At 67.7% G+C, this 14,141-nt stretch carries 12 protein-coding genes; 4 read left to right on the forward strand and 8 right to left on the reverse strand.

Annotation, left to right across the window (positions count from 1 at the left end; translation table 11 throughout):
• Positions 1–47 precede the first annotated feature (47 nt).
• The 5 genes from hutU to C722_RS0102630 all read right to left on the reverse strand — a co-directional run bounded on the left by hutU (position 48) and on the right by C722_RS0102630 (position 7,602).
• A complete protein-coding gene (hutU, locus tag C722_RS0102605) occupies positions 48–1,727 on the reverse strand; it encodes a urocanate hydratase (protein ID WP_017639005.1) in 1,680 nt (559 codons plus the stop codon).
• Positions 1,728–1,760: 33 nt separating this feature from the next.
• Positions 1,761–2,705, reverse strand: a complete 945-nt coding sequence (gene hutG / locus C722_RS0102610; RefSeq protein WP_017639006.1) for a formimidoylglutamase — start codon at positions 2,703–2,705, stop codon at positions 1,761–1,763.
• Entirely contained in the window at positions 2,695–3,909 is a 1,215-nt protein-coding gene (hutI, locus tag C722_RS0102615) for an imidazolonepropionase (RefSeq protein ID WP_017639007.1), read from the reverse strand. Before hutI ends, hutG begins: the two co-directional genes overlap by 11 nt.
• A 331-nt stretch (positions 3,910–4,240) precedes the next feature.
• Positions 4,241–5,122, reverse strand: coding sequence for a transglutaminase family protein (locus C722_RS0102625; RefSeq protein ID WP_017639009.1), 882 nt, complete (start codon positions 5,120–5,122; stop codon positions 4,241–4,243).
• A complete protein-coding gene (locus tag C722_RS0102630; RefSeq protein ID WP_017639010.1) occupies positions 5,122–7,602 on the reverse strand; it encodes a circularly permuted type 2 ATP-grasp protein in 2,481 nt (826 codons plus the stop codon). The genes C722_RS0102625 and C722_RS0102630 overlap by 1 nt, the downstream gene beginning before the upstream one ends.
• 312 nt (positions 7,603–7,914) lie before the next feature.
• Here C722_RS0102630 and C722_RS0102635 point away from each other — a divergent pair, with 312 nt between their 5' ends.
• Complete coding sequence (locus C722_RS0102635; protein ID WP_017639011.1) at positions 7,915–9,114, forward strand: putative zinc-binding metallopeptidase; 1,200 nt, start codon at positions 7,915–7,917, stop codon at positions 9,112–9,114.
• Positions 9,115–9,126: 12 nt separating this feature from the next.
• On the opposite strand, the gene C722_RS0102640 is transcribed toward C722_RS0102635, so the two are convergent.
• Together C722_RS0102640 and erdR are read right to left on the reverse strand one after the other, a co-directional pair.
• On the reverse strand, positions 9,127–9,507 hold the full coding sequence (locus C722_RS0102640) for a diacylglycerol kinase (protein WP_037062971.1): 381 nt from the start codon (positions 9,505–9,507) through the stop codon (positions 9,127–9,129).
• A 94-nt stretch (positions 9,508–9,601) separates the two neighbouring features.
• Entirely contained in the window at positions 9,602–10,252 is a 651-nt protein-coding gene (erdR, locus tag C722_RS0102645; RefSeq protein ID WP_017639013.1) for a response regulator transcription factor ErdR, read from the reverse strand.
• A 171-nt stretch (positions 10,253–10,423) separates the two neighbouring features.
• Here erdR and C722_RS0102650 point away from each other — a divergent pair, with 171 nt between their 5' ends.
• Positions 10,424–11,320: a DMT family transporter gene (locus C722_RS0102650; RefSeq protein WP_017639014.1), complete on the forward strand. Its 897-nt coding sequence runs from the start codon at positions 10,424–10,426 to the stop codon at positions 11,318–11,320.
• Here C722_RS0102650 and C722_RS0102655 read toward each other — a convergent pair.
• Positions 11,317–12,051, reverse strand: a complete 735-nt coding sequence (locus tag C722_RS0102655) for a tRNA-uridine aminocarboxypropyltransferase (RefSeq protein ID WP_017639015.1) — start codon at positions 12,049–12,051, stop codon at positions 11,317–11,319. The two genes, C722_RS0102650 and C722_RS0102655, sit on opposite strands and share 4 nt — an antisense overlap.
• Before the next feature lie 141 nt (positions 12,052–12,192).
• On the opposite strand from C722_RS0102655, the gene C722_RS0102660 reads away from it, so the two are divergent.
• Both C722_RS0102660 and C722_RS0102665 read left to right on the forward strand, forming a co-directional pair.
• Entirely contained in the window at positions 12,193–12,600 is a 408-nt protein-coding gene (locus C722_RS0102660; protein WP_017639016.1) for a quorum-sensing-regulated virulence factor family protein, read from the forward strand.
• 15 nt (positions 12,601–12,615) lie between these two features.
• A complete protein-coding gene (locus C722_RS0102665) occupies positions 12,616–13,695 on the forward strand; it encodes a TIGR00730 family Rossman fold protein (protein ID WP_017639017.1) in 1,080 nt (359 codons plus the stop codon).
• Positions 13,696–14,141 lie beyond the last annotated feature (446 nt).

Below are 14,141 nucleotides of genomic sequence, written 5' to 3' on the forward strand. Positions count from 1 at the left end.
TGTTGTCGGGAACGGCGCGCCGGTGCTACCCACCGGCGCCAGGTTGCTCAGCCCTTGAGCATGGGCAGATTCAGGCCCTGCTCGCGGGCACAGTCGATGGCGATGTCATAGCCGGCGTCGGCGTGGCGCATCACCCCGGTGGCCGGGTCGTTGTGCAGCACCCGGGCGATGCGGGCGGCGGCGGCGTCGGTGCCGTCGCAGACGATGACCATCCCGGAATGCTGGGAGAAGCCCATCCCTACCCCGCCGCCGTGGTGCAGCGAGACCCAGGTGGCGCCACTGGCGGTGTTGAGCAGGGCGTTCAGCAGTGGCCAGTCCGAAACGGCATCGGAGCCGTCCCGCATGGCCTCGGTCTCGCGATTGGGGCTGGATACCGAGCCGGAGTCCAGGTGGTCACGGCCGATGACGATGGGTGCCTTGAGTTCGCCGCTGCGCACCATCTCGTTGAAGGCCAGGCCCAGCTTGGCGCGCAGGCCCAGGCCGACCCAGCAGATGCGCGCCGGCAAGCCCTGGAAGGCGATGCGCTCGCGGGCCATGTCCAGCCAGCGGTGCAGATGGGCGTCATCGGGGATCAGTTCCTTGACCTTGGCGTCGGTGCGATAGATGTCCTCGGCATCGCCCGACAGCGCGGCCCAGCGGAAGGGACCGATGCCGCGGCAGAACAGCGGGCGGATATAGGCCGGCACGAAGCCCGGGAAGGCGAAGGCATCGGCGACGCCGGCTTCCTGGGCCATCTGGCGGATGTTGTTGCCGTAGTCGAAGGTGGGGACGCCCATCTTCTGGAAGTCGAGCATGGCCTGCACATGCGCGGCCATGGATTGCTTGGCGGCCTTGACCACGCCCGCCGGATCGGTGACCGCGCGATCCTTGTATTCGGCCCAGCTCCAGCCGATCGGCAGATAACCATTGAGCGGGTCATGGGCGCTGGTCTGGTCGGTGACCATATCCGGGCGCACGCCACGGCGGACCAGTTCCGGAAGGATTTCGGCGGCATTGCCCAGCAGGGCGATGGAAATGGCCTTGCCTTCGCGGGTCTTGGCTTCCTCGGTGTAGCGGGCAATACGCGCCAGGGCGTCATCGAGGTCGGTGGCCTGCTCGTCGACATAGCGGCTGCGCAGGCGGAAGTCGATGCTGGTCTGCTGGCACTCGATGTTCAGGGAGCAGGCACCGGCCAGGGTCGCGGCCAAGGGCTGGGCACCGCCCATGCCACCCAGGCCGGCGGTCAGCACCCAGCGTCCGCGCAGGTCGCCTTGATAGTGCTGGCGCCCGGCCTCGACAAAGGTCTCGTAGGTGCCCTGGACGATGCCCTGGCTGCCGATGTAGATCCAGCTGCCGGCGGTCATCTGGCCGTACATGGCCAGGCCCTTGGCATCCAGTTCGTTGAAGTGCTCCCAGCTGGCCCAGTGCGGCACCAGGTTGGAGTTGGCGATCAGCACGCGCGGGGCGTCGGCGTGGGTCTTGAACACCCCGACCGGCTTGCCCGACTGCACCAGCAGGGTTTCGTCGTCACCCAGCGCCTTGAGGCTCTCGACGATCCTGTCGTAGCACTCCCAGTTGCGCGCCGCGCGGCCGATGCCGCCGTAGACCACCAGCTCCTGGGGATTTTCCGCGACCGCGGGATCGAGATTGTTCATCAGCATGCGCAGCGGCGCCTCGGTCAGCCAGCTCTTGGCATTGAGCTGGGTGCCGCGGGGGGCGCGAATCTCACCTTCACGAAAACGGGTCATGGGATCTTCCTCTCTTGTTGTTCGCGGCAGGCCCTAGAGGTCCAGTGCCAGGGTATGGATCAGCCGCGCCGCGACCCGGGCCGTACGGCTATCCTGGTCGAGTGCGGGATTGAGTTCGGCCACGTCGGCCAGGCGCAACTTGCCACTGGCCTTGAGCCGGCGGATCAGGGGTTCCAGCAGTGCGATACCCACGCCATGAGCGGCGGGGGCGCTGACCCCGGGCGCCTCGCCCGCCGGCAGCACATCCAGGTCGAAGGTCAGATAGAGGGCATCGCAGCCGGCGACGAAGGCGTCCAGCTCGGCGCCGATCCGTTCCAGGCTGGCCTCGCGAATCTCATGGTCTTCGCGGATCAGCACATCCAGCTCCGCGGCACGCCTGAGCAGCGTGCGAGTGTTGGCCGCCAGGCTCAGGCCCAGGCAGGCATAGCGAAAGGGCCAATCGCGATGGGCGCAGTGCGCGGCGATCTGGGCGAAGGGCGTACCGGAGGTGGGCCCCCGCGCCGGATCGCGTAGGTCCAGGTGGGCATCGAAATTGACGATGCCGATGCGCGGCCTGGGTAGCGTCTTGGCCAGGTGCAGCGCCAGGCCCGACCAACTGGCCCAGGCCACCTCGTGGCCGCCGCCCAGCACCAGCGGCAGATGACCGCCGTCCAGCAGATCGCACACGGCCCCGGTCAGGCGCGTCTGGGCGCCTTCCAGATCGCCGTCGGCGCAGCGGACATCACCGGCGTCATAGGCCGGGCCCTGCCGCTGCCAGGCGACATTGGCCAGGGCGCGCCGCAGAGCTAAGGGCCCCTCGGCAGCGCCGGTGCGACCCTGATTGCGCCGCACCCCCTCGTCGCAGGCGAAACCCAGCAGCGCCATACCCGGCGCGCTGTCCGCGGCCAGCGGCTGGATGCACTGGTGCCAGCGCAAGGCGTCGGCTTCCGGATCGGTACGGCCGGTCCAGCCTTCCAGGGTCTGGTGATCAGCGAACATGCTGCACCTCCCCGCCGAAGACGCGCTGACGCAGGCGCCCCGGACGCACCTCATAGGCCAGCTCCGCCGGCTGACCGATGTCCCACAGGCAGAGATCCGCCGGGGCGCCCACCTGAATACGGCCCAGCTCCGGGCGCCCCAGGGCCTGGGCGGCGTGGGCGGTCATGCCGGCCAAGGCCTCGCGGGGCGTGAGGCGAAACAGGGTGCAGCCCAGGTGCGCGATCAGGGTCGGCAGATAGAGCGGTGAGGTGCCGGGATTGGCGTCACTGGCCAGGGCCATGGGCACCCCGTACCGCCGCAGCAATTCCACCGGCGGGTGCTGGGTTTCGCCCAGCATCAGGAAGGCACCGGGCAGGAGCACGGCGACGGTGCCGGCGGCGGCCATGGCGCGCACCCCGGCTCCATCGAGGTATTCCACGTGATCCGTGGACAGGGCGCCCAAGCGGGCGGCCAGGACGCTGCCACCCAGATTGGACAGCTGCTCGGCATGGGCCTTGATCGGCAGGCCGTGCTCGCGCGCCGCCAGGAATACCCGCTCACACTGGGCCGGCGAAAAGGCGATGCCCTCGCAGAAGACGTCCACCGCGTCGGCCAGGCCCTCGGCCACCGCGGCCGGGATCATCTCCTGGCAGACCAGGTCGACGTAGCCGTCGGCATCGCCCTGGAATTCCGGTGGTACGGCATGGGCGCCCAGCAGCGTGGTGATCACCCGGACCGGCAGCGCCTCGCCCAGCTGGCGGGCGACCCGCAACAGCTTGAGCTCGTCGGCCACCGTCAGGCCATAGCCGGACTTGATCTCCACGGTGGTGACGCCCTCGTCGATCAGCGCCTGCAAGCGCGGTCGGGCGACGGCGAATAGTTCGGCCTCGCTGGCCGCCCGCGTCGCGCGCACCGTGCCGAGGATGCCACCACCGGCACGGGCGATCTCGGCGTAGCTCGTCCCTTCCAACCGCTGCTCGAATTCCCCGGCACGCTGGCCGGCATGGACCAGATGGGTATGGCAATCCACCAGGCCCGGCGTCATCACTCCACCCACTTCCGTCCGCTCGACCCCTGGGGCCAGCTCGGTACGAAACTCGGACTCCGGCCAGACACCGGCAATCTGGTCGTTCTTGACCCAGACCGCCATGGGCTTGGGCAGGGTCTGCAGGCCATCGAACAGGGTGACGTGGCGCCACAGGCGGGAAGTGAAGGCGGAGGACATAGGGATCCCTCTTGTTAATGTATATACATTTAACCAGGAGGGAGACGACTGTCAAGCGCTTAAAATGGCCGTGATCCTATTCCAGACGCATTGTAAAGGCCTGAAACAGGTGTTATCGGTAATGATCCAAATCCAGTTATCCCTGCTGTATATACAATAAGTGTGCAGCGCTCTAAAAAAGTCTTTCCAGATCAAGACGCTAGGCAGCTGGGCCCATGAGACCCGACAGCATCAAGGTTTGTCTGGAGTAGGCGACGCCGCTTCACGCCTTCCGTCATGGCCGGGGATAGCCCGGCGACTTCGCGATCGGCCTTGCGTCTGCCACCCAGACCTACAGCGGCGTCACCGTCACCTCGACCACCGGATCGTGGTCGCCGCCGCCAAGGATCACTCCGCGCAGCGGCGAGACGTCGGTGAAGTCGCGGCCCCAGGCCAGGGTGATGTGTTCCAGGTCCGGCAGGACGTCGTTGGTGGGATCGAAGTCGACCCAGCCCTGCAGCGGGCAATGCACGCTGATCCAGGCATGGGAGGCGTCGGCGCCGATCAGCCGGGGCTTGCCAGGTGGCGGACGGGTCAGCAGATAGCCGCTGACATAGCGCGCCACCAGCCCCAGGGCGCGCAGGCAGGCCAGCATCAGGTGGGCGAAGTCCTGGCAGACGCCATGGCGGTGCTCCAGCACCTCGCGCAGCGGCGTCGCCACCTGGGTGGCGGTGGCGTCGAAGCGGAATTCGCGGTGGATCTTTTCCATCAGCGCCCGACAGCCCAGCAGCAGCGGCCGACCCGGTGGAAAGCAGTCCTCGGCGAAGCGGGCGAAGATGCCGCCCAGGGGCACCGCCGGCGATTCGAAGCGGAAGTGGTGGACGTCCAACGGGACCCGGGCGGCGGGATAGCGCAGACCGTCGCGCACCTCTTCCCAGGGGGGCGAATCCGCCAGCCTGAGTCCGGCGCGGGAGTCCACCTCCACCTCCAGTTCGGTGCCGACATAGAGTTCGTCGTGGGGGCGCTCGAAGGACAGCCGCGTCAGCGGATTGCCAAAGGCGTCCCAGGCGTCCTGGCGCTGGGTCGGTTGCGGCAGGATCGCCAGTTGCCGGGACAGGCAACGCTGCCAGGCGCAGTCGCGCGGCAGCAGGTGCAGCAACTGCTGGGAAAGCGACACCGGCGCCTCGTAGCGATAGTGGGTGTCATGCTGGATGCGATAGCGGACCTGGTTCATCACATGGACACCGTGCGCTGGCTGACGGCATCGACATGGGCGAAGCAGCGATAGATGACCCGCTCGGACAGCTGGCTGCTGGCCTCGGCGATCTGTCGCAACAGGCGCGCCAGGCCCTGCTGCACCTCGATCCGGCCGGCGTCGCCGAACAGGGTGTTCTCCAGGGTCGCGAGGTCGAAGCGGCGCAGCCGGTCGTAGGCATCGTGCAGCGCTGGATCGCGGGGCAGGCCGTAGTAACGTTCCAGGTGCTCCACGGCGTTGATCAGCGCATGCAGCTGGAAGCGGATCGAATAGGGGTTGTGCTCGTGCAGCATCAGCAGGTCCAGCACCGGGATCAGCTGGGGCGCCGCCTGGTAGCGGGAGCGATAGGTGATGATGCTGTTGCCCAGCTCCAGCAGCCATTCCAGGCCCGCCGCGTCCCAGGTGGCGCCCCCTTCGAGAAAGTGCGCCAGGCTGCCGGCGAGGAATTGCACCCGTTCGATGCGCCGGCCGATCATCAGAAAGCGCCAGCTCTCGTCGTGGGTCATGTCGTCGAAGGTGAAGCCGGCCACCGCCGCCAGCGCCATCACCAGGCGGTTGAGACTCTGCAACGCTTCGCCCGGCTCGCTACCCACCTGGCCCAGGCCATGGGCCTCGCGCTCCACCTCGCGGATGGCGCGCCAGTTCTCCGGCGACAGCCGTCCGCGCACCTGGGCCGCGGCCCAGTGCAGCCGTTGCAAATTGGCGCCCAGGCCGCTGGGAAAGTCCCCCGGCCCCAGGGCGGCGTGCAACTGCTCGGCCAGCCGGCCACCCGCCGGCAGCAACTCCAGGGCCGTGGCCAGATCGATGGCCGACTGCACCGCCGGCCCGCCGTCGTCGGCGTCCAGGTAGCGACTCAGGACGATCCGTAGAAGGCGCGCGGCATCCTCGCAACGTTCGCTGTAGCGACCGTACCAGAACAGGTTTTCGGCGGTGCGCGAGGGCAGGAAGGGGTCCTTGCGCACCAGGTCGCGCACCCCCAGCACCCGCGCCCCGGGCACTTCGGCGGCAGCGCGACTGCCACCCAGTACCCAGGTGTCCTTGCTCGACCCGCCGCGCTGCATGGACACCACCGCGGCGCCCTCATGGGCGACCCGGGTCAGGCCGCCGGGCATCACCCAGTAGCCGTCTTCGCTGGCCACCGCATAGACGCGCATGCCGATGGCCCGCGACTGCAGGCTACCGCCCTGCCAGACCGGCGCCTGGGACAGCTGGATACGCTCCTGGGCGACATAGGCATGGGGCGTGGCCAGGATGCGCGCGCGCAATTCGGCCAGTCCCTCGGTATCCAGCGCCTTGCCGAACACCGGCTCGAAGCCCTGGGCCGGATAGGCCGGCTTGATCACCAGCTCCGCCAGGCGTGCCAGGGCCGCTTCCCGTACCGGCGTCTCGCCGCACCACCAGGTGGCCACGGAGGGCAGCGCCAGGGTCTCGCCGAGCAGGGCCTGGCAGACGCCGGGCAGGAAGCCCAGCAAGCCGGGCGACTCCAGCAGCCCGCTGCCCAGGGCATTGGCCATGATGACGTTGCCCTGGCGTACCGCTTCCAACAGACCGGGCACGCCCAGCGCCGAATCGGTGCGCAGCTCCAGCGGATCGCAGAAGTCGTCGTCCAGCCGGCGGAAGACCGCATGGACCCGTCTCAGCCCGCTCAGGGTCTTGAGATAGAGGCAGGCATCGCGCACCGTGAGGTCCTGGCCTTCCACCAGCGGAAAGCCCAGTTGGCGGGCCTGGTAGAGGTGCTCGAAGTAGGTCTCGTTGTAACGCCCCGGCGTCAGCAGCACTGCCAGCGGCGCCTCCTCGCCGATGTCCAGCCCGGTGCTCAGGGTGCGCTGCAGGGCCTGGAAATAGCCGTTGAGCGGCTGGACCTGCAGGTCGCGGTGCAGGTCGGGAAAGGCCCGCGCCACGATGTGGCGGTTCTCCAGCGCATAGCCGGCGCCGGACGGCGCCTGGGTGCGATCGGCCAGCACCCACCAGCGGCCATCGGGCGCGCGGGCCAGATCCACCGCATAGACGTGCAGCCAGGTATCGCCCGGCGGACGCAACCCCTGGCAGGCCCAGAGGAAGTTGTTGTGGCCGAACACCAGCTCCGGCGGCAGCAGCCGCTCGTGCAACAGGCGCTGCTCGCCATAGAGATCGCCCAGCACCCGGTTCAGCAGGCGCGCCCGCTGCGCCACGCCGGCGGCCAGGGGCGCCCACTCCTCCGCCGAGATCAGCTGCGGCAGCAGGTCCAGCGCCCAGGGCCGGTCGCTGCCCTTGGGATCGGCGTAGACGTTGTAGGTCACGCCGTTTTCCTGGATCTGCCGCGCGATCAGGGCCTGGCGCTGGTCGAGCTGGGCGGGTCGCAGTCCGGCCAGGTGCCCGTAGAAGCGCCGCCAGGGCGGCCGCACGCCACCCCGCGGACTCCAGAGTTCGTGGTAGCTGCCGGTCATGTCGCTGGCATTGCGGGAAGCGTTCGGGGGCATGGTCGGAGGACGGCTGACAGGCTACGAAAGCGGGTTCGAAAAGGTCGAGTCGGCAGGCACGGCCAGGCAGGCGTGCCGGTCTCGCCGGTAACCTAGGGTAGTGGTGTCGCTCGGGATGCGCCACCGCAAACACGGGCCGCCGCGGCCAGCGGGGCGCATGCCGGTCCGGGGACCTATCCTAGAGCCCTCGCCGGCGGTGCCAGGCGACGAACAACCCGGAACTCCAGGGTCGGGCCGCTCTACTAATCCGCTAGCAAGACGCCAGCGCCCCGCCGGCGTCCGACGCGGCCGCTCTCGCCAGGTATCAGCCCCATGCGCAATTTTCTCGGAAGCTACAGTTCGAATCGTCAGCAACGTAATGCCCTGCGCGCCCTGCCCGTCCAGCGCAAGGTCGCCAACTGCACCTGCGGCCAGGCCATCTTCTTTCCCAACAGCGAATGCCTGGCCTGCGGCAATGCCCTCGGCTACGCCCCGGACCAGGGCACGCCAACGGCCATTCAGCCCGCCGAAGGCGGCCTCTGGCAGCTGCCAGAGGCCAGCAGCGGCCTCTATCGTCGCTGCGCCAACCTGGATACCCCGGCCGCCTGCAACTGGCTGGTGCCGGCCGAATCGGGCGAAAACTTCTGCGTGGCCTGCCAGCTCAATCACACCATTCCGGATCTGTCCTTCGAGGGCAACGGCGAGCGCTGGCGCAAGCTGGAGCTGGCCAAGCGGCAACTGGTCGCCCAGTTGCTGGGCCTGGGCCTGCAGGTAATCCCCCAGAGCCAGGATGCCGAGCATGGACTCGCCTTCGACTTTCTCGCCCCCGATGCCACCGGCACCCCCACCACCGGGCACGCCAATGGCCTCATCACCCTGAACATCCTCGAAGCGGACGATGCCCACCGGGAAAAGGTCCGCGCCGACATGCACGAACCCTATCGCACCCTGCTCGGCCATTTCCGCCATGAAGTGGGTCACTACTACTTCGATCGTCTGGTCGCCGGCACCGCCTGGGAGGAGCCCTTCCGCGCCCTGTTCGGCGACGAGCGCGCCGACTATGGCGAGGCCCTGCAGCGCCACTACAAGCAGGGGGCGCCGGCTGGCTGGGAAAGCCAGTACGTCAGCGCCTACGCCACCATGCACCCCTGGGAAGACTGGGCGGAGACCTGGGCGCACTACCTGCACATGATGGACACCCTGGCCACCGCTGCCAGCCTGGGCATGAACGCCGGCAGCCTGCAGCTGGATTTCCAGCCCTTCACCCGTGAGGCGCTGTACGAGGCCGAGGACCGCAGCGATGACGAATTCCTTGGCTTCGCCAATGCCTGGATCGAACTGGCAGCCATGCTCAACGAACTGTCCCGCAGCATGGGCCAGCCGGACTTCTATCCCTTCGCCCTGCCCGCGCCAGTGATCGCCAAGCTGCACTTCATCCACAAGGTCATCCACTCGGCCCAGCCCAGCGTGCTGGAACAGGGCCTGGCCGCGGACGACACCACGGCGGGTGCCACCCTGGGCGCTACCCTCTGATCGGGGTCCTGCTCAACCGAGCAGGACGATGCCCCAGACCGCGGCGATGATGAACATGGCCACGAACTGCGCAGCGCTGCCCAGATCCTTGGCGTTCTTCGACAGTTCGTGCCAGTCCAGGGAAATCCGATCCACCACTGCCTCGATGGCGGCGTTGAACAGCTCGACCACCAGCGACAGCAGGCAGACCGCCACCAGCAGCGCCCGCTCGCCGCGACTGACGTCCAACCAGAACGCCAGCGGTACCAGCACTACATTGAGCACCACCAGTGAGCGAAAGGCCGCTTCCTGGCGAAAGGCCGTGCGCAGCCCGGCCAGGGAATAGCCCGTGGCGTTGATGACCCGGCGCAGACCGGTCTTGCCTTTGTAGGGAGAGATCACCGAAAGCTCCATCCAGCAGGGGCGAACCGCCGATCCGGGTGGACGGCAGCTGCCAGAAAGTGAAAGTCGACGGTCGCGCCCGGTTCAGGCGCCGAGAGCGCCTGAGTCAGCTGGAGGTGCTCTCCAGCTGTTGCAGCAGCAGGGCCGCCTGGGTGCGGGTGCGGACACCGAGCTTGCGGAAGATGGCCGTGGCATGGGCCTTGACCGTGGCCTCGGAGACATTGAGCTCGAAGGCGATCTGCTTGTTGAGCAGCCCTTCGCAGAGCATGGTCAGCACCCGGAATTGCTGGGGGGTGAGACTGGCGAGTCCGGCACTGGCGGCCTTGGCCTCCTCGCTCAGGGCGGCGGCACCTTCCACCTGCGGCGGCCACCAGGTATCACCGTCCAGTACCTGACTGACCGCCTGCTGCAGGGTACTCAGATCGCTGGACTTGGGAATGAAGCCACTGGCGCCGAATTCCCGGGCGCGTTGCACCACCGCCGGTTCTTCCTGGGCCGAGATCATTACCACCGGCACCTGGGGATACTGGCCACGCAGGAGGACCAATCCGGAAAAGCCATAGGCCCCGGGCATGTTGAGGTCGAGCAGGACCAGATCCCAGTCGGTGCGTTCGGCCAGGCAGGCCTGGAGCTCGGCGATGTCGGCCACCTCGGTGAGCCGTGCCTGGGCGCCCAGGCCGAGGGTCAGGGCCTGCTGCAGGGCGCTGCGAAACAGCGGATGATCGTCGGCGATCAGTATCTGGTAGGCAGCCGCCATGGTGTAGCTTTCCTTGTTTTCGTGAGCGCCCGCATCGACCAGGTACCTGGCGCCCGGGCTGCGTGCAAGCATGCCCAACGGCGCGGACGGGAGCAAGGCCGGGCGGACCGCGGACGGTAGGCAAGACCCGGCGGTTTGCGGCACAGTTGCCGTTTTGCCCAAGAGACGCCCATGCCCAGCGCCGCCCTGCGTGCCGATCTGCTCATGCTGCTCACCGCCCTCATCTGGGGCAGCGCCTTCATCGCCCAGACCGGCGGCATGGAGCACATCGGCCCCTTTCTCTATACCGGCCTGAGATTCGCCCTGGGTGCCCTCACCCTTCTTCCGCTGCTGCTGTACCTGCGCCGCCATGGCCGCCAGCGGCGCCTGACCCGCGACACCTTCAAGGGCGGCCTGTTGATGGGCCTGGTGCTGACCCTGGGGATCAATCTGCAGCAGGTCGGCCTGCTGTTCACCAGCGTGACCAACTCCGGCTTCATCACCGGTCTCTATGTCATCGTGGTGCCGCTGCTGGGACTGCTGCTCGGCCAGCGCAGCCATCTGGGCACCTGGATCGGCGCCAGTCTGGCGGTGGTGGGCATGGGGTTGCTGAGCATCGGCGACAACTTCCAAGTGGCGTCCGGCGATCTGCTGCAACTGGCCGGCGCCCTGGCCTGGGGCGTCCATGTGCTGCTGGTGGGACACTATTCCAGTCGTCACGACGCCACGGTGCTATCGATCCTGCAGTTCGGGGTCTGCACGATCCTCAGCCTGGCGTTGGCGTTGGCCTTCGAGCCGATCCAGTCGACCGGGATCGTCCTCGCCCTACCCGAGTTGCTCTATGGCGGCGTGATCGCTGCCGGCATCGGCTACACCCTGCAGGTGTTCGCCCAGCGCGGCGCCATCGCCTCCCATGCGGCGGTGATCTTTTCCCTGGAGGCGGTATTCGCCGCCTTCTTCGGCGCCTGGCTGCTGGGCGAGGCCCTCAGCGGTCGTGGCTACCTCGGCTGCATGCTGATGTTCGCCGGCATGCTGGCCGCCCAGCTCTGGCCGCGCCAGGCGCCGGTGGAGATCAAGCCGGTCAACTAATCCCGCAGGGCCTTCAGTTGCCTACTGGCTGGGCTGTCCGCCGCCAGCGGCAGATGATGCTTGGCGTCCAGGTAGCGCTCGCTGAACACGTCCAGATAGGCCTCCAGCAGCCGCCCGGCCGGCGCCTCGCCAGCCAGTTCCAGGCACAGGGCGGCGACCTCGGCGGTGCAGAGGTGCTCGCCGCGGGTGGAGCGCCGCAGGCGATAGCGCGACAGAGCAGTGGGCTGGAAACTCAACACCGGCAGGCGGTCCAGGTAGGGACTCTTGCGAAACATCTTGCGCGCTTCGGTCCAGGTGGCATCCAGCAAGACGAACAGCGGTCGCTGGCCGGGTGCCAGCGGCAGGGTCTCGACCACCCGCTCGGGGGCCGTGTATTCGCCAGGAAACACCAGCAGCGGTTGCCATTCTGGCTGCGCCAGCAGCTCCGGCAGCCCCGGGTCCACCGTCGTGCGACTCCAGCCGAAGGCGTGGGTATCGGCCACCACGTCGGCGATCAGCCAACCGGTGTTGCTCGGTTTGAGCGGCTCGACATCGTGCATCAGCAGGCACATGCCGGCGTGGGTCTGGCGCAGGGGGCGCAGGTCGCAGAGGCAATGACTGGGGGCCAGGCGGCAATTCGGGCAGCGCGCCATGCGCGAGCCCCGGGCGATGAAGGGCTTGATGCTGCGCGCCAGGCGCTCCTGGCGCAGACGGGCCACGGCATGCAGAGGGGTATCGCTGATCGGGGTCATGCCGGGCTCGCGGGTAAAAGCGCAGTTTACCAGAGCGATCGGGATGCCCGCGGCGGCCAGGCAGGTTACCCTGCGTAGACGCCTTGCGAACCCCCGCCCGCGACCACGGTCGAAACGGGCTCCTCTACGCTGGAGAACACGATGCCTCGTTTTGCTTTGCTCGCCCTGACCCTCGCCCTGCCCTTCACCGTCCAGGCGGCCGAGTCGCTCAAGGACCACGAGCTCAACCAGATGCTGCGCAAGGTAGCCACCGAGAGCAGCCAGGGCACGCCACGCGCCATCAACGAGGACATCCTCGACCGCGGCTACACCGTGCAGGGCAAGCAGCTGGTCAACAACCTCAGCGTGCGCCCGGCGCATGCCGCGCGCATGCGCGAGAATCCGGCCACGGTGCGGGTGCAGCTCGCCGAGAGCGTCTGCCAGAACAACGGCTATCGCCAGTTGCTGGCCCGTGGCGCCACCCTGGTCTATGACTTCACCGAATACCAGACCAACAAGCCGGTCATGGTCGAGCGCTTCCAGGCTGCCGACTGCGGCCTGGGCAAGTAAGCGGAGGGTCGCGGCATGACCGAGGACAACGACGACAGCTACCTGGCCCGCCATGTGGAGCCCAGCGCCGCCGATCTCGGTCAGCGCATCGACGAATTGCTGGAGCACGCCCTGCCGGGCGGCAGCCCCAACCTGGGTCTCTATCGCGAAATGCTGGTGACGGTGGTGCGCATGGCGCAGACCAATCCGGCGCGCTGGGACGCCAAGATCATGCTGCAGACCCTTAAGGAGCTGGAGCAGGCCTTCCGTACCCTGGAGCGCTTTCGCCGGCGGCGCAAGGTCACGGTATTCGGCTCGGCGCGGACCCGCATCGACCACGGTCTCTACACCCTCGCCCGCGAACTGGGCAGCGCCCTGGCCCGCCGCGACATGATGGTCATCACCGGCGGCGGCGCCGGCATCATGGGCGCCGCCCACGAGGGCGCCGGGCCCGAGGCCAGCCTGGGCTTCAACATCACCCTGCCCTTCGAACAGCGCGCCAATCCCACCATCGAAGGCACGGATCACCTGCTGTCCTTCCACTTCTTCTACGTGCGCAAGCTGTTCTTCCTCAAGGAGGCGGACGCCCTGGTGCTCTGCCCCGGCGGCTTCGGCACCCTGGACGAGACCTTCGAGGTGCTCACCCTGATCCAGACCGGCAAGAGCCCGCTGGTACCGCTGGTGTTGCTGGATACCCCCGACGGCCACTTCTGGGACGATACCCTGGCCTATCTAGAGCGCAATCTGCTGGACGAAGGCTACATCCTGCCCGCCGATCTCAAGCTGGTCCGGCTGGTACGCTCACCGGAGGCCGCCGCGGCCGAGATCGAGCGCTTCTATGGCAACTACCACTCCACCCGCCGACGCGACGGCCTGCTCCATATCCGTCTCAAGCACGCCGTGACCCCGGCCTGCCTGGAGCAATTGGGCAGGGATTTCGGCGACCTTTGCCGCACCCCGGGCTTCACCCAGCTGGCCCCGGGCGAAGGCCAGGCCGACGAAGCGGAATTCGCCCACCTGACGCGCCTCACCTTCGACTTCCATGGCCGCCACTACGGCCGCCTGCGCGAACTGGTGGACGAACTCAATCGCCCGGAGCATTGGTTATCCACGTAGGTTGGCGCTGAGCACAGCGAAGCCCAACGCATCCAGACCCTGGAATCCCTGTTGGGCTTCGACGATGGAGCCGTCTCAACCCAACCTACCCAACTGCCCCGTAGGTTGGCGCTGAGCGCAGCGAAGCCCAACGCATCCAGACCTCGGAGTCTCTGTTGGGCTTCGACGATAGAGACGTCTCAACCCAACCTACGCAGCTGCCCCGTAGATTGGCGCTGAGCGCAGCGAAGCCCAACGCATCCAGACCCTGGAGTCCCTGTTGGGCTTCGACGATAGAGCCGTCTCAACCCAACCTACCCCAGTTGCCCGTAGGTTGGCGCTGAGCACAGCGAAGCCCAACAGACCCTGGAGCCCGTGTTGGGCTTCGACGATAAAACCGTCTCAACCCAACCTACCCAACTGCCCCGCAGGTTGGCGCTGAGCACAGCGAAGGCCAACAGAACAGG

The organism is Pseudomonas sp. 313 (assembly GCF_000316965.1).
Lineage (GTDB): Bacteria > Pseudomonadota > Gammaproteobacteria > Pseudomonadales > Pseudomonadaceae > Chryseomonas > Chryseomonas benzopyrenica.

What these genes read in the sequence shown, in the direction of transcription:
- erdR (WP_017639013.1), bottom strand. Translation starts at nt 10,252, where the DNA reads ATGGCGGCTGCCTACCAGATACTGATCGCCGACGATCATCCGCTGTTT.
- hutG (WP_017639006.1), bottom strand. Translation starts at nt 2,705, where the DNA reads ATGTTCGCTGATCACCAGACCCTGGAAGGCTGGACCGGCCGTACCGAT.
- C722_RS0102660 (WP_017639016.1), top strand. Translation starts at nt 12,193, where the DNA reads ATGCCTCGTTTTGCTTTGCTCGCCCTGACCCTCGCCCTGCCCTTCACC.
- C722_RS0102665 (WP_017639017.1), top strand. Translation starts at nt 12,616, where the DNA reads ATGACCGAGGACAACGACGACAGCTACCTGGCCCGCCATGTGGAGCCC.
- C722_RS0102630 (WP_017639010.1), bottom strand. Translation starts at nt 7,602, where the DNA reads ATGCCCCCGAACGCTTCCCGCAATGCCAGCGACATGACCGGCAGCTAC.
- C722_RS0102625 (WP_017639009.1), bottom strand. Translation starts at nt 5,122, where the DNA reads ATGAACCAGGTCCGCTATCGCATCCAGCATGACACCCACTATCGCTAC.
- C722_RS0102635 (WP_017639011.1), top strand. Translation starts at nt 7,915, where the DNA reads ATGCGCAATTTTCTCGGAAGCTACAGTTCGAATCGTCAGCAACGTAAT.
- C722_RS0102655 (WP_017639015.1), bottom strand. Translation starts at nt 12,051, where the DNA reads ATGACCCCGATCAGCGATACCCCTCTGCATGCCGTGGCCCGTCTGCGC.
- C722_RS0102650 (WP_017639014.1), top strand. Translation starts at nt 10,424, where the DNA reads ATGCCCAGCGCCGCCCTGCGTGCCGATCTGCTCATGCTGCTCACCGCC.
- hutI (WP_017639007.1), bottom strand. Translation starts at nt 3,909, where the DNA reads ATGTCCTCCGCCTTCACTTCCCGCCTGTGGCGCCACGTCACCCTGTTC.
- hutU (WP_017639005.1), bottom strand. Translation starts at nt 1,727, where the DNA reads ATGACCCGTTTTCGTGAAGGTGAGATTCGCGCCCCCCGCGGCACCCAG.
- C722_RS0102640 (WP_037062971.1), bottom strand. Translation starts at nt 9,507, where the DNA reads ATGGAGCTTTCGGTGATCTCTCCCTACAAAGGCAAGACCGGTCTGCGC.